General features: G+C 74.0%; 22 protein-coding genes. 4 read left to right on the top strand and 18 right to left on the bottom strand.

Features of this window, described 5'->3' with window-relative positions; genetic code table 11:
- Positions 1-2: 2 nt before the first annotated feature.
- The 6 genes from paaB to paaN are packed head-to-tail and all read right to left on the bottom strand — an operon-like array spanning position 3 to position 5,770.
- On the bottom strand, positions 3-299 hold the full coding sequence (paaB, locus tag ACMCNN_RS13935; protein ID WP_412746617.1) for a 1,2-phenylacetyl-CoA epoxidase subunit PaaB: 297 nt from the start codon (positions 297-299) through the stop codon (positions 3-5).
- A complete protein-coding gene (gene paaA, locus ACMCNN_RS13930; protein ID WP_412746616.1) occupies positions 292-1,233 on the bottom strand; it encodes a 1,2-phenylacetyl-CoA epoxidase subunit PaaA in 942 nt (313 codons plus the stop codon). The genes paaB and paaA overlap by 8 nt, the downstream gene beginning before the upstream one ends.
- On the bottom strand, positions 1,230-2,093 hold the full coding sequence (locus ACMCNN_RS13925; protein ID WP_412746615.1) for a 3-hydroxyacyl-CoA dehydrogenase family protein: 864 nt from the start codon (positions 2,091-2,093) through the stop codon (positions 1,230-1,232). Before ACMCNN_RS13925 ends, paaA begins: the two co-directional genes overlap by 4 nt.
- A complete protein-coding gene (locus ACMCNN_RS13920; RefSeq protein WP_412746614.1) occupies positions 2,090-2,872 on the bottom strand; it encodes an enoyl-CoA hydratase/isomerase family protein in 783 nt (260 codons plus the stop codon). Before ACMCNN_RS13920 ends, ACMCNN_RS13925 begins: the two co-directional genes overlap by 4 nt.
- The gene (locus tag ACMCNN_RS13915; protein WP_412746613.1) at positions 2,872-4,092 is read right to left on the bottom strand and encodes a thiolase family protein; all 1,221 of its coding nucleotides are present in this window, start codon (positions 4,090-4,092) and stop codon (positions 2,872-2,874) included. The genes ACMCNN_RS13920 and ACMCNN_RS13915 overlap by 1 nt, the downstream gene beginning before the upstream one ends.
- The gene (paaN, locus tag ACMCNN_RS13910) at positions 4,085-5,770 is read right to left on the bottom strand and encodes a phenylacetic acid degradation protein PaaN (RefSeq protein WP_412746612.1); all 1,686 of its coding nucleotides are present in this window, start codon (positions 5,768-5,770) and stop codon (positions 4,085-4,087) included. Before paaN ends, ACMCNN_RS13915 begins: the two co-directional genes overlap by 8 nt.
- Before the next feature lie 116 nt (positions 5,771-5,886).
- On the opposite strand from paaN, the gene paaI reads away from it, so the two are divergent.
- Both paaI and ACMCNN_RS13900 read left to right on the top strand, forming a co-directional pair.
- On the top strand, positions 5,887-6,291 hold the full coding sequence (paaI, locus tag ACMCNN_RS13905; RefSeq protein WP_412746611.1) for a hydroxyphenylacetyl-CoA thioesterase PaaI: 405 nt from the start codon (positions 5,887-5,889) through the stop codon (positions 6,289-6,291).
- Positions 6,288-6,947 carry a TetR/AcrR family transcriptional regulator gene (locus ACMCNN_RS13900; RefSeq protein ID WP_412746610.1) on the top strand — a complete coding sequence of 220 codons (660 nt, stop codon included), beginning with the start codon at positions 6,288-6,290 and terminating at the stop codon, positions 6,945-6,947. Before paaI ends, ACMCNN_RS13900 begins: the two co-directional genes overlap by 4 nt.
- Before the next feature lie 16 nt (positions 6,948-6,963).
- Here ACMCNN_RS13900 and iolB read toward each other — a convergent pair whose 3' ends face one another.
- From iolB to ACMCNN_RS13875, 5 genes are all read right to left on the bottom strand, one after another.
- On the bottom strand, positions 6,964-7,896 hold the full coding sequence (gene iolB, locus ACMCNN_RS13895) for a 5-deoxy-glucuronate isomerase (protein WP_412746609.1): 933 nt from the start codon (positions 7,894-7,896) through the stop codon (positions 6,964-6,966).
- A gap of 141 nt (positions 7,897-8,037) precedes the next feature.
- Positions 8,038-9,285 carry an MFS transporter gene (locus ACMCNN_RS13890; RefSeq protein WP_412746608.1) on the bottom strand — a complete coding sequence of 416 codons (1,248 nt, stop codon included), beginning with the start codon at positions 9,283-9,285 and terminating at the stop codon, positions 8,038-8,040.
- 103 nt (positions 9,286-9,388) lie between these two features.
- Positions 9,389-9,985 carry a GNAT family N-acetyltransferase gene (locus ACMCNN_RS13885; RefSeq protein ID WP_412746607.1) on the bottom strand — a complete coding sequence of 199 codons (597 nt, stop codon included), beginning with the start codon at positions 9,983-9,985 and terminating at the stop codon, positions 9,389-9,391.
- 43 nt (positions 9,986-10,028) lie between these two features.
- Positions 10,029-11,552 (bottom strand): APC family permease, encoded by a 1,524-nt coding sequence (locus tag ACMCNN_RS13880; protein WP_412746606.1) that lies wholly within the window; start codon positions 11,550-11,552, stop codon positions 10,029-10,031.
- Between the two features lie 35 nt (positions 11,553-11,587).
- Positions 11,588-12,238 carry a GOLPH3/VPS74 family protein gene (locus tag ACMCNN_RS13875; protein ID WP_412746605.1) on the bottom strand — a complete coding sequence of 217 codons (651 nt, stop codon included), beginning with the start codon at positions 12,236-12,238 and terminating at the stop codon, positions 11,588-11,590.
- A 409-nt stretch (positions 12,239-12,647) separates the two neighbouring features.
- On the opposite strand from ACMCNN_RS13875, the gene ACMCNN_RS13870 reads away from it, so the two are divergent.
- Positions 12,648-13,433: a dioxygenase gene (locus ACMCNN_RS13870; protein ID WP_412746604.1), complete on the top strand. Its 786-nt coding sequence runs from the start codon at positions 12,648-12,650 to the stop codon at positions 13,431-13,433.
- Positions 13,434-13,556: 123 nt separating this feature from the next.
- Positions 13,557-14,558: a TerC/Alx family metal homeostasis membrane protein gene (locus ACMCNN_RS13865; RefSeq protein ID WP_412746603.1), complete on the top strand. Its 1,002-nt coding sequence runs from the start codon at positions 13,557-13,559 to the stop codon at positions 14,556-14,558.
- Between the two features lie 60 nt (positions 14,559-14,618).
- Here the strand turns inward: ACMCNN_RS13865 and ACMCNN_RS13860 are convergent, their stop codons facing one another.
- From ACMCNN_RS13860 to ACMCNN_RS13830, 7 genes are all read right to left on the bottom strand, one after another.
- Positions 14,619-14,867 (bottom strand): hypothetical protein, encoded by a 249-nt coding sequence (locus ACMCNN_RS13860; protein ID WP_412746602.1) that lies wholly within the window; start codon positions 14,865-14,867, stop codon positions 14,619-14,621.
- A 167-nt stretch (positions 14,868-15,034) separates the two neighbouring features.
- Positions 15,035-17,833 carry an AAA family ATPase gene (locus ACMCNN_RS13855; RefSeq protein ID WP_412746601.1) on the bottom strand — a complete coding sequence of 933 codons (2,799 nt, stop codon included), beginning with the start codon at positions 17,831-17,833 and terminating at the stop codon, positions 15,035-15,037.
- A gap of 177 nt (positions 17,834-18,010) precedes the next feature.
- Positions 18,011-18,850, bottom strand: coding sequence for a hypothetical protein (locus tag ACMCNN_RS13850; protein ID WP_412746600.1), 840 nt, complete (start codon positions 18,848-18,850; stop codon positions 18,011-18,013).
- 140 nt (positions 18,851-18,990) lie between these two features.
- Entirely contained in the window at positions 18,991-19,992 is a 1,002-nt protein-coding gene (locus ACMCNN_RS13845; protein ID WP_412746599.1) for a LacI family DNA-binding transcriptional regulator, read from the bottom strand.
- A gap of 183 nt (positions 19,993-20,175) precedes the next feature.
- The gene (locus ACMCNN_RS13840) at positions 20,176-20,745 is read right to left on the bottom strand and encodes a histidine phosphatase family protein (protein WP_412747166.1); all 570 of its coding nucleotides are present in this window, start codon (positions 20,743-20,745) and stop codon (positions 20,176-20,178) included.
- Positions 20,746-20,771: 26 nt separating this feature from the next.
- Positions 20,772-21,398, bottom strand: coding sequence for an FMN reductase (locus tag ACMCNN_RS13835; protein WP_412747165.1), 627 nt, complete (start codon positions 21,396-21,398; stop codon positions 20,772-20,774).
- 83 nt (positions 21,399-21,481) lie between these two features.
- Positions 21,482-22,576: an LLM class flavin-dependent oxidoreductase gene (locus ACMCNN_RS13830; RefSeq protein ID WP_412746598.1), complete on the bottom strand. Its 1,095-nt coding sequence runs from the start codon at positions 22,574-22,576 to the stop codon at positions 21,482-21,484.
- Positions 22,577-22,614 lie beyond the last annotated feature (38 nt).

The raw sequence follows: 22,614 nt of genomic DNA, 5'->3' as shown, positions 1-22,614 counted from the left end.
CCTCAGATGTGCGGTACGGACTCGGGAATGGCGTAGTACGTCGGATGCCGGTACGCCTTGTCGCCGCTGGGCGCGAAGAACGCGTCCTTCTCCCCCGGCTGCGACGCGGCGATCTGGTCGGCGCGCACCACCCAGATGCTGACGCCCTCATTGCGCCGGGTGTACAGGTCCCGCGCGTGGTGCAGGGCCATCTCGTGGTCGGCGGCGCGCAGCGAGCCGACGTGTACGTGGTTCAGGCCCCGCTTGGCGCGCACGAACACCTCGAACAGCGGCCACTCGTGCCGGATCTCGTCAGTCATGGGGTGCGCCTCCTCCGCGCTTGGCCGCGTGGGCCGCCGCCGCCTCACGTACCCAGGCGCCGTCCTCGTGGGCCTGCCGGCGGCGGGCGATCCGCTGCCGGTTGAGCGGCCCGTCGCCGGAGATCACCCGCTTGAGCTCCGACCAGTCGACCGCGCCGTAGTCGTAGTGCTCCCGCTCGGGATTCCACCGCAGGTCGGGGTCGGGCAGGGTGACACCGAGGGCCTGTGCCTGCGGCACGCTCATGTCGACGAAGCGCTGCCGCAGCTCGTCGTTGGTGTGCCGCTTGATCTTCCAGGCCATCGACTGGGCGGTGTTGGGCGACTCCGCGTCGGGCGGGCCGAACATCATCAGCGACGGCCACCACCACCGGTCCACCGCGTCCTGCACCATCGCCCGCTGCGCCTCGGTGCCGCCCATCATGGTCAGCAGCAGCTCGTAGCCCTGCCGCTGATGGAACGACTCCTCCTTGCAGATCCGGATCATGGCCCGCGCGTACGGCCCGTACGAGCTGCGGCACAGCGGCACCTGGTTGCAGATCGCGGCGCCGTCGACCAGCCAGCCGATGACGCCGACGTCCGCGAAGCTCAGCGTCGGATAGTTGAAGATCGACGAGTACTTCTGCCGGCCCTCGATGAGCCGCACCGTGAGGTCGCCGCGGTCGGCGCCGAGGGTTTCGGCCGCCGAGTACAGGTAGAGCCCGTGCCCCGCCTCGTCCTGCACCTTGGCCAGCAGAATCGCCTTGCGCCGCAGCGACGGCGCCCGCGTGATCCATTCCCCCTCGGGCTGCATTCCGATGATCTCGGAGTGCGCGTGCTGCGCGATCTGCCGGACCATCGTCTTGCGGTAGCCGTCCGGCATCCAGTCGCGTGGCTCGACCCGCTGGTCCTTCTCGATCGTCTCGGTGAAGACCCGCTCTCCCGCGTCGCTGGTCATCGCCCCTCCCCCCAGGTGTAGAAGCCCTGCCCGCTCTTGCGGCCGAGCTCGCCGCGGGCGACCTTGTCCCGCAGCAGTTGCGGCGGCGCGAACCGGTCCCCCAGCTCGCGCTGCAGGTGATCGGCGATGGCCAGGCGCACGTCGAGGCCGACCAGGTCGGTCGAGCGCAGCGGGCCCATCGGGTGCCGGTAGCCCAGCTCCATGGCCCGGTCGATGGCCTCCGCGTCGGCGACGCCCTCCTGCAGCATCCGGATGGCCTCGAGGCCGAGCAGCACCCCGAGGCGGCTGGTCGCGAAGCCGGGCGAGTCGCGGACCACCACCTCGGTCTTGCCGAGGGCACCCACCCAGCCGACCGCGGCGTCGCGGACGGCGTCGGCGGTGCGCGGCCCGACCACGACCTCCACCAGGTCGCTGGCCGGCACCGGGTTGAAGAAGTGCATGCCGACCAGCCGCTCGGGATGGCGCAGGCCGTCGGCGAGGCCGCCGATCGACAGCGAGCTGGTGTTGGTGGCCAGCACGGTGTGCTCGCCGACGACCGCCTCGGCGGCCGCCAGCACCCGGGCCTTGAGCGCGGCGTCCTCCGGGACGGCCTCGATGACCAGCTCGGCGGCCGCGGGCACGGCGGCCACCTCACCCGCCGTCTCGACGCGCTCCAGCACGACGGCCGCGTCCTCGGCGAGGCGGCCGCGCTCGGCGGCCCGGCGCAGCCCGGTGGCGACCCGTTCGCGGGCTGCCGCGGCGGCCGCCGGGTCCCGCTCCACGAGGGTCACGGCGGCTCCGGCCGCGGCGAACACCTGGGCGATCCCGGCGCCCATCCGGCCGCCGCCGATCACCGCGAGGATTTTCGGTACGGCGTTCACGGCCGTTCTCCCGCCAGGAAGGCGTCCATCCGGGCGCGCTTGTCATCAGACTCGAACAGGATGGCCTGGGCCAGGTCGTCGGTGACCGGGTGGCCGCCGGAGGCGTCGGCGACCAGCTTGGTGAGCCGCAGCGCGAGCGGGCCGCTACGGGCCATCCGGTCGAGCAGGGCGTGTGCGCGCTCGCGCAGCCGCTCGGCGGGCACCACCTCCGCCACCAGCCCCAGCCGGTACGCGTCGTCCGCGGACAGCCGCCGCCCGGCCAGCAGGACCTGCTTGGCGACCGACGCGCCGACAAGCTCCCGCAGCCGCCAGCACGCACCCGCGGCGGCGAGGATCCCCAGCCCCGGCTCCGGGTTGCCGAACACCGCCGACGGGGACGCCAGTCGCAGGTCGCAGGCGTACGCCAGCTCGGCGCCGCCGCCCAGGGCGTACCCGTCGACGGCGGCGAGTGTGGGCAGGGGCAGCCGGGCGATCCGGTCGAACAGCCGGCTGTTGATGCCCTGCAACGCCTGGTCGCGGCCGCGCTCGCGCAGCTCGGCGATGTCCGCCCCCGCCGCGAACGTGTCGCCGTGTCCGGTGAGGATCAACAGCCGGGGTCGCTCCTCCAGCGCGGCGCAGACCTCGTGGAGGTCGCGGACCATCGCGGCGTTGATGGCGTTGCGGGCCGCGGGCCGGTGCAGCGTGACCACGACCCGGTCGGTGCGCTCCTCGATCAGCAGGGTGCCGCCCGGGGACGCCTGCGCGGCGTCCCGGGCAGCGGCCGCCCCGGTGGCCGTCATCAGGGCCGCTCCAGCAGCATCGCGACGCCCTGGCCCACGCCCACACAGAGGGTGGCCAGCGCCCGGCGGGCGTTCTCGCGTTCCATGCGGCCCAGCAGGGTGACGGCCAGCCGGGCACCGGAGCAGCCCAGGGGGTGGCCGAGCGCGATCGCCCCGCCGTCGGCGTTGACCCGGTCCTCGTCGAGCTTCAGGCGGCGGATGACGGCGAGGGCCTGCACCGCGAACGCCTCGTTCAGCTCGACGGCGTCGAGGTCGCCGACCTGCCATCCGGCGCGGGTCAGGGCCCGCTCCGTGGCCGGCACCGGGCCGAGGCCCATGAGCTGCGGGGACACGCCCGCGCTGGCGGTGGTGACGACGCGTGCGCGCGGGGTCAGGCCGTACCGGCGGACCGCGTCGGCGCTGGCCACGACCACGGCGGACGCGCCGTCGGACAGCGGCGAGGAGGTCCCCGCCGTGACCACGCCGCCGGGCCGGAACACCGGGCGCAGGCCGCCGAGGCGTTCCAGGGTGGTGTCGCGGCGCGGAAGCTCGTCCGTGCCGAACTCGCCGCCCTTGACCGGCACGGGCACGATCTCGTCGGCGAAGCGGCCCGCGTCGATGGCGGCCGCGGCCCGCTGGTGGCTGCGCAGGGCGAAGGCGTCGCTGTCCGCACGGGAGACGCCGTCCAGGGCCGCGACCTCCTCCGCGGTCTCACCCATGCTCAGGGTCACCCGACGCTGCTCCGGGCCCGCGTCGCCGGGCACCGCCCGGTCCGCCTCGGCGAACCGGGGGTTGGTGAAACGCCAGCCCAGGGAGGTATCGGCGACCTCGCCGGGCCGCGCCCACGGCGTGCCCGGCTTGGCCATCACCCAGGGGGCGCGGGTCATCGACTCGACGCCACCGGCGACGACGACGTCCGCGTCACCGGCGCGGACGGCCTGCGCGGCCGCACCGATCGCGGTCAGGCCGCTGGCGCACAGCCGGTTGACCGTGTACGCGGGCACGGTGTCCGGCAGGCCGGCCAGCAGCACCGCCATCCGGGCCACGTTGCGGTTGTCCTCGCCGGCCTGATTCGCCGCCCCGAGCACCACCTCGTCGAGCGCGTCGGCGGGCACCCCGGCGCGCTCGACGGCCGCCCGCACGACCAGGGCGGCCAGGTCGTCGGGGCGCACGCCGGCCAGGGCGCCGCCGTACCGGCCCTGCGGCGTGCGGACCCCGCCGACCAGGAACGCCTCAGGCATCGGCTGCCTCGACGTGGTGACGCGACTGCAGCGTGAAGAACCGGCCGGCCACGAAGTACGCGTCCGTCAGCGAAGCGGTGGCGGCCGGGTTGGCGCCGGTGCCGTGCAGGTCGCTGAACGCCGCTGTCTGGTTGACGAAGACCCCGCCGGTGAAGTTCTCCGCCAGGTGCACGCCCGCCTCCAGGGCGGCCTCGCGGGCCGCCGCGACGACCTGCGGCGAGGTCGAGTACACGGCGGCGGTCAGCGCGCCGTGGTGGCGCACCGTCTCGGTGAACACCCGCAGGCTGTGCTCCGTGGACTCGGTGGCGATGACGAACGAGATCGGGCCGAACCACTCCCGGGTGTAGACCTTCTCGTCGGCCGCGTCGATCCGCGTGACCACCGGGGTGCGGATGGTCGCGTTCGGGAACTGCTCGTCGGCGACCGCGGTGGACGGGTGGACCACCCCGGCGGCGGAACCCGCCTCGGTCAGCCGGGCCAGCACCCCCTCGTTGACGATCGCGCCGAGCGTGCCCGCGGCCCGCTTCGGGTCGCCGAGCAGCTTGTCGAGCGCACCGGCCAGGTCGGCGGCGAACTCGTCGGGGCTGCGGCGCCCGGCGTCGGTGTCGATCCCGCCGGCCGGCACGAGGAAGTTCTGCGGGGTGGTGCACATCTGTCCGCTGTAGAGCGACAGGGAGAACGCCAGATTGCGCAGCATGGCCTTGTAGTCGTCCGTGGAGTCCACGACGACCGTGTTCAGGCCGGACTTCTCCGTGTAGACGACGGCCTGGCGGGCGTTGGCCTCCAGCCAGTTGCCGAACTCGCTGGACCCGGTGAAGTCGACGATGCGCACGTCCGGGTGGGTGGCGAGGGTGGCGGCGATGCCGTCGCCGCGCTCCTCCACGGCGAGGGTCACCACGTTCGGGTCCAGGCCCGCCTCGGTCAGCACCTCGCGGGCGATCTGCACGGTGATGGCCAGCGGCAGCACCGCGCCGGGGTGGGGCTTGACGATGACCGGGTTGCCCGTCACCAGGCTGGCGAACAGGCCGGGGTAGCCGTTCCAGGTGGGGAAGGTGTTGCACCCGATGACCAGGCCGACCCCGCGCCCGACGACGGTGCTCGTCTTGGCCAGGCGCAGCGGCTCACCGCCACGCTGCGGCTTCGCCCAGGTGGAGAGGACAGGCATGCGGGTGGTCTCGGCCAGCGCGTACGCCACCGCCTCGAGGCCACGGTCCTGGGCGTGCGGGCCGCCCGCCTGGAACGCCATGACGAACGCCTGGCCGGTGGTGTGCTGCACCGCGTGGGCCAGCTCGAACGAGCGCGCGTTGATCCGGCGCAGGATCTCGGCGGCGACCCCGGCACGGCCGTAGGGGCCCGCGGCGCGCCAGGCCGGGGTGGCGGCGCGGGCCGCGGCGACCAGGGCTGCCGGATCGGCCCGGGGGTAGCTCACGCCGAGCTCGATGCCGTACGGCGAGCGCTCCGTCGACACGGTGCCCGTGGCGCCGGGGACCTCGATCGGGAACTGCTTGCCGAGCAGGGCGGTGAAGGCCCGCTCGCCGGCGGGGGCGGCGTCCTCCCCGTAGACGGACTTGCTGGGTGATTCCGGATAAGCCGACCAGTAGTCCCGTGTGCCGGCCGCCGCGATCGCCTGGTCCAGCAGCTCGCGATGCTGCTCGTACAGATCGGCGGGGGTTGTCATCTGGCCTCCTGAGGTGTTGGCTTACCCTAAATATCTACCGTCCGGTCGGTTGGTTATCAAGGGTTTCGAGCGTCCAAGACGGCGGGGCTCGAAACGCGGCGGGAGAGCGGGTGGGGATGGCACGTACCGCAGCGCACGAGATGTTCGACCGCGACGCGGCGTCGCGGGGTCTGGGCATGGAGCTGATCGCGGCCGCCGACGGCGCCGCCGAGGTTCGCATGCCGGTCACTCCCGCCATGGTGAACGGCCACGACATCGCCCACGGCGGATTCGTGTTTCTGCTGGCCGACACCGCGTTCGCCTGCGCCTGCAACAGCCACGGCCCGGTCACCGTGGCCGCCGGCGCCGACATCGCCTTCCTCCGGCCCGCCCGCACCGGCGACGTGCTCGTGGCACGGGCCGGCGAACGCGCCCGCCAGGGCCGCACCGGTCTCTACGACGTCACCGTGACCCGCGAGGGCACCGGCGAGGTGGTGGCCGAGTTCCGCGGCCGCAGCCACGTGGTGCGGGCGCCCCGGTGACCGGGCCCGCCGCCGACCCGTCGGCACGCTCCCCGCTCACGCGCGCCGAGCGGATCCTGCGCGACGGCGCCCGGCCCCGCCGCGGCCGCCCCGGTCACGACCAGGACGCCGTGCTCACCGCTGCCGTCCGCCTGTTCAACGAACGCGGCTACGAGGCGACCAGCATGGGCGAGCTGGCCGAGCGGCTCGGTATCACCAAGTCGAGCATCTACCACCACGTCAGCAGCAAGGAGGAACTGCTGCGCATGGCGGTCGACCACGCCCTCGACGGGCTGTTCGAGGCCGCCGACGAGGTCCGCGCCCAGCAGACGCCCGCGATCGAACGGCTGGAGCTGCTGATCCGCCGCAGCGTCCTCGTGCTCGCCGACCGCCTGGAGTACGTGACCCTGCTGCTGCGGGTGCGCGGCAACACGGCCGTGGAGCAGCAGGCGCTGCTGCGCCGCCGGGTGTTCGACGCGATCGTGACCGACCTGGTGAAACAGGCGCAGGCGGACGGCGCACTGCGCCCCGACGTCGACCCCGCGACCGCCGCGCGCCTGCTGTTCGGCATGGTCAACTCGCTGATCGAGTGGTACAGCCCCGCCCGCGGTGCCGCCGAGCCGCTGGCCGACACGGTCACCGCGATCGCGTTCGACGGGCTGCGCACCCGGCGCTGACGGCGGGGGCTCGCGACTACCCGTACCCGCGTGCCGCACCGGGCCGCCTCGCACGGCGCGCCGTAGCCGAGGTCATCGGCAAGCGGGGGTCGGCCGGCTGGCCGGTCCACCCGGCGCGGACCCACGCGTGGGACGGGTCGTCGCAGGCCAGCCATCGCCGCTGACCCGGCCCGGCCATGACGTTGAGGTGGTACAGGTCGTATCCGGGCGCGGCCATCGTCGGGCCGTGCCATCCGTACGGGATCAGCACGGCGTCGCCGCCGCGCACCTCGGCACACACGTCGATCGGGCGATCCGGGTGGCCGTACGCCCGCTGGTATCCCACGCCCGCCGCGCCGGACGGCGACGTACTCACCTCGAAGTAGTAGATCTCCTCCAGCGGGGCCTCCCCCGGCCGCAGCTGATCGTGCTTGTGCGGCGGATACGACGACCAGTTGCCGCCGGGGGTGATCACCTCGCACACGATGAGCCGGTCCGCGTCGAACGTCTGCGGGGTGCACAGGTTGTTGATCTGGCGGCTGGCCTGACCGGCGCCCCGCAGTTCGACACCGACGTCCTCGGCGGCCCCGTAGCGGAACGGCAGCCGGCGGCTCGCCCGGGCGCAGGGCAGCGCGAACCGCCCACCGTTGGGGGCGCGCACCGTGACGGTCGCCTCCCGCGGCAGGTAGGCGAAGTCGCTGATTCGGGAGAAGACCGAGTCGCGGCCGGTCAGCGTGACCCGCTCGTCGTCGCAGGTGACGTCGCACCCGCCGGCCAACGGCAGGACCAGCATCTCGTCCGGCCCGGTCAGGAACGTGACCCTGGAGCCGACCGACAGGTCGAGCACGCGCAGGCCGCAGAACCGCCAGCCGGCCAGCTCCGGCGTCACGACCAGCTCGAACGGCGGCTGCGCGGTGCTGCCGCGGGGCACCACGGGGCCGATCTCGCGGGGTGCCTCGTCCGGGAGCATCCGGTTCCCTTCCACGACGGTCGGGGTGAGTGGGCACGGCCGACGGTCCGGCGGAATGCGCGGGTGACGACGCCCCCGGTGGCCGCCCGGCGGCGCGGAAGGTCCACTGACATCGATGTAAGAGCGTGCGGGCCCGCCGCGTCAATACCTCGCGCGCCGACCGCTCGACGCGACGAACGGGATGACCGCCAGCGCGAGCACCCCGCCGGTGACGGACAGCGCGGCGTAACTGGTCGCGTTCATGATCATGCCGCTGGCGATGCCACCCCCGGCACCGGCCAGCGCCACGCACAGATCGACGGCGCCCTGGGTCCTCGCCCGGCTCTGCGGGGGCGCCGCGTCGGTGATGATGGCGGTGCCGGAGACCAGGCCGAGGTTCCAGCCGAGGCCGAGCAGCCCCAGGGCCAGGGCGAGCAGAGCCACGGACGACTCCGGTGCGGTCGCCGAGACGACCCCGGCGGCCAGCAGCGTGACACCCGACGCCACGGCGACCGGGATGCGCCCGACCCGGTCGACGAGGACACCGGTGATCGGCGACGGCAGGTACATGCCGGCGATGTGTACGGCGATGACCAGGCCGGTGGCGCCCAGCCCGTGCCCATGGGCCTTCATGTGCACCGGGGTCATGGTCATGACCGCGACCATGACGAGCTGGGTCAGGACCATCGTGGCGGCACCCGCGGTGACGCCGGCCCGGACCGGCCGGGGACGCCCCGGTGCCCCGTCCGGCCGTGGGTCCGCCTCCTCGGCGGTCAGTACGCGGGCGACCAGCAGCGGGTCGGGTCGGAGCAGGACGAACAGGAGCGCCGCGGCGACGCCGTACCCGACGGTGGCGAGGACGAACGGTCCGGCCAGGGCGGGGATGTGCCACTGCTCGGCGGCGCGGCCGGTCACGGTCACCAGGTTGGGCCCGGCGACCGCGCCGAGGGTGGTGGCCACGAGTACGGCGCTGACCGCGCGGCCGCGCCGGTCCGGGAGGGCGAGGTCGGCGCCCGTGTACCGCGCCTGCAGGTTCGTGGCGGTGCCGGCGCCGTAGACCAGCAGGGACACCAGCAGCAGCGGAACGTTGTCCATGGTGGCGGCGAGCACGACACCCACCCCGCCGAGCGCCCCGGTGACGTAGCCCGCGGTCAGGCCCGCGCGCCGGCCGAGGCGCTGCGACAGGCGTCCGATCAGCAGTGCGGTGGCCGCGGAGCCCGCGGTGAACAGGGCGGAGGGCAGGCCGGACAGGCTGGTGGTGCCGAGCATCGACTCGGCCAGCAGCGCGCCGACGGTGACGCCGGCGGCCAGACCGGCGCCGCTGAACACCTGCGAGGCCATCACGACCGCGAGGGTGCGGCGGTGCAGAGCCTCGCGGGTGGCGGGCGAGCCGACGTGGGTGGTGGCCATCAGGGGAGGTGTCCTTCCGCCGCGGTGATCCCTGATCATGATCGATCACGCGGACCGCGGCGGGCCGCCCGGGGGCGCGGACGGCCGCGCCCCCGGGCGGGTTTCACGCGGCGGGCCGCCACATGCGGAAGAACGGTGTCCCGTCGGGCAGCGGAATCTCGTACGGCGCCATGTCGGCGTAGCCGTGCCGACGGTACAGCCGGACGTTGTCGCCGTTGGTGGCCTCCAGGTACGCCGGCACCCCGGCGGCGTCCAGTTCGGCGTGGGTGCGCGCCATCAGCGCCCCGCCCAGCCCCCGGCGCTGCGCCCACGGGTGCACCGCCAGGAACGCCAGGTGCCAGTGCGCCTGTTCGGGGTGGTGGGTGTCGAACAGCTCGTCGAGCGCCCGGAACCGTTCCAGGTACGGCCCGGCCAGCCCGGCGAGCCGGACGTCGTACGACGGCGGTTCGGGCATCTTGCCGGTGCGGTCGAACCACACCGCGGTGGCCGCCGGACCGTCGGGTCCGGGCACCACGTCGACCCGGCCGTGACCGGCGGCGTGCTCGGTGTACAGGGTGAAGAAGTCAGCCATGACGCGCAGCCGGTCATCGGCGTCCGGGACCAGGTAGTGGTTGGCGTCCAGGCGGTCGAACGACAGCGCGATCAGCGCACCCACGGCGGCCAGTTCGGAGGCGGCGGCCGGCCGGACCGTCGCGCTCATCGCCGGGCCTCCGGCGCACCGGGCCGGCCGGAGATCGCCGCGCTCACCGCTGGGCCTCGTCGCCGGTCTGGCCGAGGGCCGCCGCGAAGCCGCGCGGGGCCGCGGTGACGCTGCGGGCGCCGAAGCCGATCCCGGCGTACACCGGGGGGCGGGCGGCGCGCAGGACCAGCGCCCAGGCGACCCCCGCCAGGGCGACGACCCCGAACGCCAGCGGCACCACCCAGGTGGGCGCGGAGCCGGGCTCGACGCCGAACAGGACCGCGATGTTGGTCAGCGCCAGGTACGTCATGACCAGCAGCAACGCCGTGCTGATCAGCGGCGCGCCGACCCGGTGCCAGAGATCCTCACCCTCGGGCTGCCGGGCGAAGTAGCCGAGCACGGCGACCGAGGTGAGCGTGATCAGCAGCAGGACGCCGATGCCGCCCCCCGTGCCGCCCCAGAAGAACAGCTTGACCAGCGGGTCCCAGCCCTCGACCGCGTACAGCAGGATGACCACCAGCCCGAGCGCGGACTGCGCCAGGGAGCCGTTCTTCGGCGCCCCGGTGCCCGGCACCGTACGGCCGAACGCGCGCGGGACCACACCCTCACGCCCGAGGGAGAAGGTGTACCGGGCGATGATGTTGTGGAACGAGATCATGGCGGCGATCAGGGAGGTCAGGAACAGGGCGTGCCCCAGATGCAGCGCCAGCGCGCCGATCCGGTCGGCGGCCAGGTTGAAGAACAGCTCGGGGCCCTCGGTACCGGCCCGGCTGACCGCGCCGGGCCCGGCCGCCGAGATCATCGCCCAGGCGGCGAAGCCGTACAGGACGGCGATGAGCGTGATGGCGAGGTAGGTGGCCCGCGGCACGGTGCGCCGGGGGTCGCGGGACTCCTCGCTGAAGACCACGGACTGCTCGAAGCCGACGAACCCGGTGACCGCCATGACCAGCAGGGCGCCCGCTCCCGCGCCGACCAGGCTGCCCGCGTCGAGCGGAGCCGCGGAGGGATGGAACTGCGGGGAGCTCACGTCCGCGAGGGCGAATGCCACGACCAGCACGATCTCGGCGACCAGCAGCGTGGCCAGCACCTTGCCGTTGACCGCGACGTCGCGTACGCCGAGGACGGCGACCAGGGCCCAGGCGCACAGTGCCAGCACCCACCACTGCACGTCGACGCCGAACCAGTCCGCGAACAGCGGCGCCGCGATCGCACCGAAGCCGCCGTACGACGCCACCTGGAACATGTTGTACGCCACCAGCGCGACCCAGGCTGCGCCGACGCCGAGCGGGCGGCCCAGCCCGCGGGAGACGTACGCGTAGAACGCGCCCGCGTTGGCGATGTGCCGGGCCATGGCCACGTAGCCGACCGAGAACACCGCCAGCACGAGCGCGACCGCGGCGAACGCAACAGGGATGCCGGTGAGGCCCGTGACGGCCAGGCCGGTGGGTACCACGCCCGCGACGACCGTCAGCGGTGCCGCCGCCGACATCACGAAGAACACGACGGCGGCGACGCCGAGGCGGTCGCGGGCCAGGGCGGTGGAGAGGTTGCTGACCGCGGTGGCGGTGGGGGTTGCGGTGGTGGACACGCGCGTCTCCAGCAGGGGTGAGGGATGGGTGGGTGTCAGGCGCGGCGGGCCATCACGGCGTCGCCCACCGCGGCCTCGGCGTGCCCGACCAGCTGCTGCAGCATGGCGGGTAGCCGGCGGCGCAGCTGGTCGAACAGGTGCTCGCGTTCGCGAGCGTCGTAGGTGACCAGGACGTGCTGGTCGAGCCCGGTGGCGAGGATGAGCCCGGACAGCACGAGGTCGGGGATGTCGAGCAGTTCGCCGCGGCCGACCGCGGTGCGCACCCGGCTGCCGGGCCAGCCCGCGGCGGCATCGTCCACGGGTATGTAGGTGACCCGGTGCCCGCGCAGGCCACGCCGTTCATGCCGGTGGACGAGCCCGGCGCGGCTGAGCCGGCGCGCGACCAGGTCGGTGGCGACCCCGGTGGCCAGGAACGAGATCCATTCGCGGACCTGCCGGTGTTGCGCCTCCCGGATGAGCTGTTCCAGGACGGCCGTGGTGGCGGCGTCGGTGGTGGGCCGGTCGTCGAGCACGGCGAGCCGCCCGTCGCGCAGGTCGAGGCGCCGCCACAGGATGAGTTCGGCCAGGAGCCCGGCGGCCAGGCCGAGGCCGAGGGTGGCGGGGCTGAGCAGGCACCGGCCGCGTGGGGTGTCGTGGGCGGCGAGAAACAGGTCGTCGGCGAGTGGTAGCTGCGGCGGTGACGCCACTGCCCGTCTCCTCTCGGCCGGCTGTCGCCGCCCGGCGGGCGGGTGCGTCGGCACGTACGGTCCGTCGTCGCGCCGGTAGCCGGGGAAGCGGCGGCTCAGGCCCGCGGCCGCCAAGCCACAGGTCGGGTGCGACCGTCCTTTCGTCACGGTGCGCGGCCCCCGCACGACATCGCGTAGCTTGCCAGCGGCACTGGCGGCGCGCAATGTCCACGGCGGACAGATCGGCCGTCCGTTGTGGACATTGCGGCGATGAACAACGGCGGACCCACCGGAGCTGCAGAGATAGACGGCCGCCAGCGACTGTTGCGGCGGCCGTAACAGGAACTTCATGTACGCGGAGCCGATAGTTGACGAATCAAGTAAATCGGCGTACACTCTGTTTAGTTGAAGCGTCAACCTGGAGGTCGTCATGAGCAGCTCCGCCGCCGAGCGCATGCCCGCGCTGTTCCTCAGCCACGGCGCGCCCCCGCTGGCCGACGACCCGCTGTGGGTGGCCCAGCTGCAGGCGATGGCCGCCGGGCTGCCCCGCCCCACCGCGATCCTCGTGGCCTCGGCGCACTGGGAGTCGGCGCCACTCATGCTGGGCGCCACCACCCCGGTCCCGCTCGTGTACGACTTCGGCGGATTCGCCCAGCGCTACTACGAGGTCCAGTACCGGGCCCCCGGCGCGCCCGACCTCGCCGACCGGGTGGCCGCCCTGATGCCGGACGGCGAGCCGGTGGCGCGCACCGACCGCGGCCTCGACCACGGCGCGTACGTCCCGCTCAAGGTCATGTACCCGGACGCCGACATCCCCGTGCTGCAGATGTCGCTGCCCACGCTGGAGCCGGACCGGTTGCTGGAGCTCGGCGGGCGGCTCGCCGCGCTGCGCGACGAGGGGGTCCTGATCGTCGCGTCCGGCTTCACCACGCACGGCCTGCCGTTCCTGCGCGACTTCCGGACCGACGCCCCCGCCCCCGGCTGGTCCCGCGAGTTCGACGCCTGGGCGGCCGAGACCCTGGCCCGCGGCGCGGTCGACGAACTCGCCGACTTCCGCAACCGCGCCCCCGGCATGCCCTACGCCCACCCCACCATCGAACATTTCGCTCCGATGTTCCTGGCCCTGGGCGCCTCCGGTGATCCCGAGAAGGCCCCCGGGCAGCCGATCGACGGCTTCTGGATGGGCCTCGCCAAGCGCTCGCTGATCATGGCCTGACCGGAGCTGATCACGACCGACCAGACCTGATCATGGCCTGACCACGGACTTTCAGGGACCTCCCAGCGGGAACCGGGAAAATCGGCGGTACCCGCCGTCCCGACGTCCGGAGGTTCGCCGATCATGCTGGAGGTCACCGCGCTCGGCTGGGCGCTGACCATCGCGGTCATCGTCGCGCTGCTGGCGCTGGATCTGACCGTGGGCATCCTGCGCCCGCACGTCGTCGGCTTCCGCGAGGCGACCGCGTGGTCGGTGTTCTACATCGCGGTCGCGGTCGCCTTCGGCCTGGTGTTCGGGGCCGTCGCGGGCTGGGATCTCGGGGCGCAGTACTTCGCGGGGTACATCGTCGAGAAGAGCCTGTCGGTCGACAACCTGTTCGTCTTCGTGATCATCATGAGCACCTTCGCGGTGCCGGAGAAGTACCAGCAGAAGGTGCTGACCTTCGGGATCATCATCGCCCTGGTGCTCCGGGTGATCTTCATCGCGCTCGGGGCGACCCTGCTGTCGATGTTCTCCTTCATGTTCCTGATCTTCGGGCTGGTGCTCATCTGGACGGCGGTGCAGTTGTTCCGGCACCGCGACGAGGACCCCAGCGTCGAGGACAACGCGCTCGTGCGGGCCACCCGGCGGATCCTGCCGGTCACCGACGAGTACGTCGGCGGCAGACTGTTCGCCCGCGTCGACGGCCGGCGCGTGGCCACCCCGCTGTTCGTCGTACTCATCGCGATCGGCAGCACCGACCTGCTGTTCGCGCTGGACTCCATCCCGGCCGTGTTCGGCGTCACGCAGCACGCGTACATCGTGTTCGTGGCCAACGCGTTCGCCCTGCTCGGCCTGCGGGCGTTGTACTTCCTCGTGAAGGGCCTGCTGGACCGGCTGGTCTACCTGTCCACCGGGCTGTCGGTGATCCTCGCGTTCATCGGGATCAAGCTGGTGCTGCACTGGGCGCACACCGCGATCAGCCCGCAGATCCCGGAGATCGGCACCCCGGCGTCGCTGGCCGTCATCGTGGTGGTTCTGGTGATCACCACGGTGGCGAGCCTGATCAAGGTACGGCGCGACCCGGACGCCACGGCGCACGCCGGCAGCGTCCGCAGCCACGCCCACGACCCCGCCGAGCGCTGAAACGCGCACCGCCCCGGCCACAGTGGCCGGGGCGGTGCAGTGCGGTGATCAGGACGGCGCTCAGGCGGCGCGCAGGCCGCCCGGGCTGCCGGCGCGGTGCTGGCGCGCGTAGTCCTGCCGGTCGAGAATCTCGCGGATCTCCCGCACCTGCTGCGGGCGGTGCCGGTTCAGCGTCAGCGCCAACTCGGTGCGCTCCGCGGGGGTCACGACCGCCGCGAGGTCCGTCTCCAGTTCCCGCCGAGCGATCCGCTCGGTACGGCGGTGCGCCGACCGGAGCTGGGCGGCACGGATACGGGTCACGAAGTCCATGAAAGAAGCCCTCCTCACGCTGGGTTATCGATGAGGCGTCGTTGCCTGTCTGTGCAACGATGCGCTTCTCCTCGTTCTTCCATGAATCAGCCAGGTAAAACCCTCGCTACGGGTGTGGCGGTCGACACGCGAGCCGCTGTAGCGCACGTCACTGTCCGTCAGCGATCTCAGGCGTCCACCGCGGGCCGCACCGGCGGGGCCACGATGCCGCCGGGCACCAGTCCCATCCCGGTCAGCCGTGACGACAACTGGGTACGCGACCGCACCCCGACCTTGCGGTAGACGCGGGTGAGGGTGGCCTCGACGGTCTTGACGCTGAGGAACAGCCGGGTGGCGATCTCCCGGTTGCTGGCCCCGTCGCGCACCAGCGCCGCCACGCGCGCCTCCATGGACGTCAGTCCCAGGTCGGCGGGCGAGGACGTGCCGGTCGCCGGGGCGGAGGTGCCCGCCAGGGCCCGCTCCGTCTGTTCCGCCCAGGGCTTCGCCTCGACCTGCAGGAAGATCGTCAGCGCGGCGCCGATCGCCACCCGGGCCGCCGCGTACCGGCGTCGGCGCCGCTCGGCACCGCCCTGCACCAGCAGCGCGTACCCCTGCTCGATCGGCTGCCGCAGCTGCTCGAAGTGCCGCGCCGCCGCGGCCGACAGCACCACCGCGGAGTCGGCCTGCCCGCTCTCGGAGAGCACGACGGCGGTGGCCCGGTCCAGATACCCGGCCATGCCCGGCGTCCCCGCCAGCCGGTACGCCGCCGCCCGCGCCTCCGCGAGGGTGGCGGCGGCCTCCGCGTGCTCACCGAGCGCGGCCAGCCCGCCCGCGAGGTCGCCGTGCCAGCGCACGATCATCGGGTCGGTCGCGCCCACCGACTCCAGCTCGCGCAGCCGGCGCAGCGCGTCCACCCCGGCGCGGGTGTTCCCCGCCCGCAGCTCGGCCTGGCCCAGCGCGTGCAGGTTGCGGGGCAGGAAGATGCTGTCGCCCTCCTGCTCGCTGGCGCGCACCCCGCGCCGGGCGAAACCGGCCGCCGCGGCGAGGCTGCCGCCGGCCAGTTCCGCCACCGCGGCGGTGTACCAGGTCGGTCCGGGGCTCAGTCCGGCACGCTGGGCGCACGCCACCGCCCGGTGCGCGTAGCGCAGCGCGTCCCGGCAGCGCGCGGCCCGGGTGGCCACCTCGGACAGGCTGCGCAGCACCTCCACCAGCGCCTCGCCCGTACGGTCCTGCTCGGCGACCGCCAGCAGCCGCAGCAGGTCGGCGCGTGCCTCGTCGAGCCGGTCGTCCACCATGGCGAAGCGGGCGGCCAGGTAGCGCGGCCCGAGATGCAGCCAGCCCGGGACCTGTTCGGCGGGCAGCGCCAGCGCCCGCTGCAGGGTGTGCGTCCACTCCGGTTCGCCGCGCAGGCGCTGGGCCTGGGCCAGCGTGCTCAGCACCATCGCCTCGGTGGTCGGGTCACCGGCCAGCCGGGCCGCGGTGACCGTCCGCCCCGCCTCGGCGATCGTCGCGTCGAGGTCGCCGGCCACCATCGCCGCCCAGGTCAGGCGCAACCGCACCGGGCCCAGCAGCGCGGGGTCGTCGCCCGCCTCCACCAGGGCGGCGGCGAACATCTCCCCCATGTCGGCCAGCGCCTGCCCGGCCAGGTCGAGTAGCACCAGCCGGGCCCGGACCCGGTGCTCGGGTGGTGCCTCGGCGGCCAGCACGGCCTCCGCGGCCCGCCCGGCCAGCGCCGGGGCGCCCGCGGTGGCCGCGGTCCGGGCGGCGGCGACCAGCCAGTCCAGCCGGTGCGCCGCCAGCGCATGCGGGCAGCGGTCCGCGGCCAGCAGGTACAGCTCGGCGGCGCTGCGACCGGCGCCCCGGCCGGCGGCCCTCTGCGCCTCGGCGGCCAGCGCGCGGGCCACCTCGGGATCGGGCCGGCCACTCTGCAGCGCCCGGTGCCGTACGGCTTCCGTGGCGCCGACCGCCGCGGCCGCGAGCGCGCCGTGCGCCTCGGCGCGCCGGGCCGCACCGGCGTCCTCGGCCAGCACCTGCGCCAGCGCGGGCGGGACGAAACGGATCGCGTCGCCGTCCAGCTCCACCGCGCCCGCAGCCGCGGCCAGCCGCAGCTCCCGTTCGGCGTCCTCCCGGCCGGCCCGGATGAGCACGGTGGCCGTCGGCTCCGTGTCCAGCGCCGCCAGCAGCAGCGTGTCGGCGACCTCGGCGGGCAGCGCCGCGACCCGCTCGCGCAGCAGGGCGCGCGCCGGTTCGGGCAGCGGCGCCGGCCGCCACGCCGGCCCGGGCGGTGTCGCGGCCCCCAGCGCCAGCGCCAGGAACGGGTTGCCGCCGCTGGCCTCGTGCAACCGGCTGGCCGTACGGCAGGGCAGGCCGTGCGCCTCGAGCAGGGCGGTGAGGTCGTCGGCGGACAGTGGGGGCACCGCCAGCTCACTGACCGGCGCCGGGCACAGCCGCACGGCGCGGCGCCGGCCCACCGCGCTCGGGCAGCGCTGCGCGGCCAGCACCCGTACCCGTGGGCCGGGGCGGCGGCGCATCGCGAAGCCGATCAGCTCGGCGGACTCGGCGTCCAGCCACTGCACGTCGTCGAGCACCAGCAGCACCGGGGCCAGCCGGGCGCACTGGGCCAGCAGCAGCGGCAGCACGAGGCGGCGGGCGAGCGCCGTACCCGCGGTCCGCGACGACACGCCCTGCCGCAGGGCGGCCAGCGCGGCCCGCTGGGCGGGGGGCAGGGCCGCGGCGGCGTCCGGCGGGACCTGGTCGACGAGGTCGGCGATGCCCGCGTACGGCAGGGCCCGCTCGGTGCGTGCCGGCCGCAACCGCAGCACCAGGTCCCCGCGGGCGGTGGCGGCGGCGCTCACGGCGTCCAGCAGCGCGGTCTTGCCGATGCCGGCCGGGCCGTGCACCGCGACGCCGCCCCCGGCGGCGAGGCGTCCCTCGATCGCCGCCAGCAGCGACGCCCGCCCGAACAGGGCGGTCTCGTCCGGCTGCATGCGGGTTTCCAGGGCCGTCTCCCCAGGTTGGCCGATGGCTGATCGACCTCAGCCTAAGAAGAGGCAGCGTGTGACATCAATGATTTTGCATAGGACGATCCATCGATCTTGTCACAGCGTGTTCTTGTTCTCGTTCTTCTTCCGGCCCACGGCCTCCTGTGCCGCAGGATGTCGCGACTACGGCGAGTCCCGCAGCGTGCTCCATGATCCGTAGTGGTGCACGGCGATGCCGGCGAACGCCGGATAGCCGGCGGCGGCCACATCCACGTCGTCCAGGGTGTTGGCCAACCGCTGCTGGCCCTCCTCGAAGAAGGTGCAGTACGGGCAGTCCGGCAGGGAGGCGGTCTCGGCGGCCAGCCGGACCCGGATCCCGGCGGTGCCGCCGCGCAGCAGCATGTCTGCGCCCACGTCCATGATCGAGTTCGGGCCGGTGGCGGTGTCGCGGTAGCTCATCACCGTGACCGCGTCGACCCGCGCCAGCACCGCGTCGGCGAGCGTGGCGCTCTCGGCGGGAATGGTGTCGTACCAAAACGGCACGTCGACCTCGAGCGGGCGGACGTCGTCGGCCTGCAGCGCGTCGAGGAGCGAGACGAACGCGGCCACGGTGCCGGCCTGGTCCGTGCTCCACGCGTTGAGTGCGTACGGTTCCACGTCGACGTGGCTGCGCGCGAACAGCTTGGTGCCCAGCGCCGACTTCTGCCAGGCCCGCGCGCCGGCGATGTCGAAGACCCAGCCCGGCTCGCCACCGAGCGCCGACAGGGTGATACCGGCTCGGTCGGCGCGCTTCTTGAGGTCCTTGAGCCGCGTCAGGTCGCCGCTGGCGGCGACGTTCGGTTCCACGTACGCGAAGATCTCCCGCACGTCGTGGCTCGTCGCCCAGGTGATCACCGTGGCGGGATCGGCCCGGTTCCACAACCACATCGCCCGGCCCGGCGAGGCCGCCCGGGCCGGCGCGGGGCCGCCCACCGCCGTGACGACCACCGCGCTCACCACGGTCAGCACCACCGCACTCAGCACTGTCGTCACCGTCCGCCACGACGCCATCCGAAGCCCCCGATTCGCCGACCGCGCGATCCGTCCCTCACGCTAACCACAAGGGCCGGTCCGGGACCGGAAAGTCGACAAGCGATAGTCCTCCGGGTTAACCGGACGGGCGCTCAGCTCGACGCGCGCCGCACGAGGCGGGTGATGTCCTCCCCCGGCCCCGGCGGGGCCGGCCGTCCCCGGATCACCTCGACGATCGTCCCGGCCAGGGATTCCGCGAGCGCCGCCTGATCGGTGGTGACCGTGCTCAGCGGCGGGTCGGCCAGGCGGGCGGCGACGATGTCGTCGACCCCGACGACCGCGAGGTCGCCCGGCGCGGCCAGGCCGCAGGCGCGCAGCCCGGCCAGCACGGCCAGGGCCACCTCGTCGTTGTACGCGCACACCCCGGTCACTCCCGCGTCGCGCCAGTCGCGAACCGCCGCGGCCGCGGCGTCGCCGTCGAGCGGCACGGTACGGCTCACCGGCGCGGCCAGGCCCAGCCCGGCGCACGCGGCCGTCGCCCCGTCCCGGCGCGGGTCGGCGAAGATGGCCACTCGCGGATCGTCCGGGTAGGCGTACCCGAGGCGCAGGTGCCCCCGCGCGGCCAGATGCTCGGCCTGCAGCCGGCCCACCCGCTGCTGCGGCACCTCGAGTTCGCCGGGGCGCTGCCGGGACCGGCCCAGCAGCGCCACCAGCGACGCCACCCCGGCGGCCCGCATCGCCGCGATCTCCGCGGCCGACAGGTCGTCGAACGCCAGCACCGCGGCCGGGGTGATCGCCTTCCAGATCTCCGCGATGGGCCGGTCCTCCCGCGTGGACGGGTGCGCGACGAAGGTCATCCCCCGGCGGGCCAGCGCGGCGGAGAGGTTGCCGAGCAGCGCGCCGACCTCCGGGCCGACGGGCCAGTCCGGCAGCAGGCACAGCACCACGTCGGAACGCCCGCTGCGCAGTGTCCGGGCCGCCGCCGACGGCGCGTAGTCGAGCCGCGCGGCGGCCTCCAGCACCCGCCGCCGGGTCTCCGCGGGGATGCTCTGGTGTGGAGTGTCGTTGAGGACGTAGCTGACCGTGGCGCGGGACACCCCCGCCTCGCGGGCGACGTCCGCGCTGGTGACACGCCGGACCCTGCCTTCGGCCATCCGCCCGCCGTCCCCTTCCCCTGCCCGGCCGCCGCCGGGCGACCGGGTCCACGGTACTGACCAGCGTCGCAGACCGGTCGGCCGGTGGCGACGACGGTCGGGGCGGGGGGCGTGCGGGGCCCCGGCACGGGCGCGGTCCGCGAAGACCCGGACGTCGGCGCGGCGCCGGTCAGCGCCCGGTGGTCATCCGGCGGCGTTCCAGGTGTCCAGGACCTCGGTGCCGTGCTCGAAGCCGAGCGCGGACAGCGTCGCCGTGTCCAGCCGCAGCCGTGCGCCCCCGCTCGGGGGCAGGCCGATCCAGCGGGCGCCGGCCACGCGCAGCGCATGGCCGTGCGCCACGAGCGCGACATCGCCGCCCGCCAGCATCGTACGGGCGCGCGCCAGCACCCGGTCCAGCCGCGCACCGACCTGCTCCGGGGACTCCCCGCCGGGGCAGCCGTCGGTCCACAGCGACCAGCCGGGCCGCGCCTGCTGGATCTGCGCGGTGGTGATCCCCTCGTACTCGCCGTAGTTCCATTCCGCCAGGTCCTCGGTGACCTCGGTGACGGTTACGCCCGCGAGCTCCGCGGTGCGCCGCGCCCGGGCGCGCGGGCTGCACAGCACCGCCGCGAAGCGGTGCTGTGCCAGCCGCGCACCGAGCGCCCGCGCCTGCTCCTGCCCGGCCGGGGTCAACTCGATGTCGGTGTACGACGTGTGCCGCCCGGTCGCACTCCATTGCGTCTGCCCGTGCCGGATCAGCACGATCCGCCCCATGCCCGTCCCCCCGTTCTCCACGGGTGTCAGCCTGCCAGCAACTCCTCGAACGAGGTGGTGAGGGTGAACGGATCCACCGCGGCGGCCGTCTCCCGCCGGGTCATCTCCCGCGCCAGCTCCCCCGCGGCCCGGTCGATGCGCGCCCGCAGCGGACCCTGCGCCTGCGCGCCGGCCCAGTCGTCGCTGGCGGCCAGCACCGCCGTCGGCACGACGACCGCGCCCAGGTACGCGAACAGTGGCCGCAACGCGTGTTCCAGCGCCAGCGAGTGGCGGGCGGTGCCCGCGGTCGCCGCGATCAGTACCGGCTTGCCGTTCAGCGCCTCCGGCTCCACCACGTCGAAGAACGACTTGAACAACCCGCTGTAGCTGGCGCTGAAGATCGGCGTCACCGCGATCAGTGCGTCCGCGGACGCCACCGCCTCCAGGGCGTCGCCCAGCGCCGCCGGGGCGAAGCCCGTGAGCAGGTGGTTGGTGATGTCGTGGGCCAGTTCGCGCAGCTCGATCACGCGGACCCGCACCCGGTCCCCGTCCCGTCCGGCCGCCGCCACGGTGGCGGCGGCCAGCCGGTCGGCCAGTAGCCGGGTGGACGAGGGCCGGGTGAGCCCCGCACTGACCACGACCAGAGTGCGCTCCGCGCGGTACTGGCTGGTCATGCCCTCGCTTCGCTCGGTGCGCTCGGTCATGCTGTATCCGCTGGTCATGCCCTCGTGGCCCTCGCTTCGCTCGGTGCGCTCGGTCATGACGCGGAAACCTCCTGTGGTTCCGGGCGGGCGGCCAGCAGGCTGGCGTGGGTGGGCGCCTCGGGCACGTGCGCGGGACGGCGCGCCGCGAACTCGCGGCGCAGCACCGGCACGATCTCGCCGAGCAGGTCGAGCTGCTCCAGCACGGTCTTGAGCGGCAGCCCGGCATGGTCGAGCAGGAACAGCTGGCGCTGGTAGTCGCCGACGTACTCGCGGAAGCCCAGGGTGCGGTCGATGACCTGCTGCGGGCTGCCGACGGTCAGCGGCGTCTCCTCTGTGAACTCCTCCAGCGACGGGCCGTGGCCGTACACCGGGGCGTTGTCGAAGTACGGCCGGAACTCAGCGATCGCGTCCTGCGAGTTGCGGCGCATGAACACCTGCCCGCCGAGGCCGACGATGGCCTGGTCGGCGTCGCCGTGGCCATAGTGGGCGAAGCGCTCGCGGTACAGCGCGACCATCTTCTGGGTGTGCGACGCCGGCCAGAAGATGTGGTTGGCGAAGAACCCGTCGCCGTAGTACGCGGCCTGCTCGGCGATCTCCGGGCTGCGGATCGAGCCGTGCCAGACGAACGGCGGGATCCCGTCGAGCGGGCGCGGCGTCGAGGTGAACGACTGCAGCGGGGTGCGGAACTTGCCCGACCAGTCGACCACGTGCTCGCGCCACAGCCGGTGCAGCAGCGCGTAGTTCTCGATCGCGAGCGGGATGCCGGCCCGGATGTCCTTGCCGAACCACGGGTAGACCGGCCCGGTGTTGCCGCGCCCCATCATGAGGTCGACCCGGCCGCCGGACAGGTGCTGCAGCATCGCGTAGTCCTCGGCGATCTTCACCGGGTCGTTGGTGGTGATCAGCGTGGTGGCCGTCGACAGCAGCAGCGTCGAGGTCTGCCCCGCGATGTAGCCCAGCAGGGTGGTGGGCGAGGACGGCACGAACGGCTCGTTGTGGTGCTCGCCCGTGGCGAAGACGTCCAGCCCGACCTCTTCGGCCTTGCGGGCGATCGCCACCATCGCCATGATCCGCTCGTGCTCGCTCGGCGCCCGTCCGGTGGTGGGATCGGGTGTGACGTCGCCGACCGTGAAGATCCCGAACTGCATGACCGCTCCTGAGCCTCGGGCCGGGGACAGGGCGCCCC

Origin of the sequence: Krasilnikovia sp. MM14-A1004 (genome assembly GCF_047159485.1) — a bacterium.
GTDB lineage: Bacteria > Actinomycetota > Actinomycetes > Mycobacteriales > Micromonosporaceae > Actinoplanes.
The sequence above is the reverse complement of the archived record's forward strand: the minus strand, read 5'-3'. Positions and strand labels throughout refer to the sequence as shown.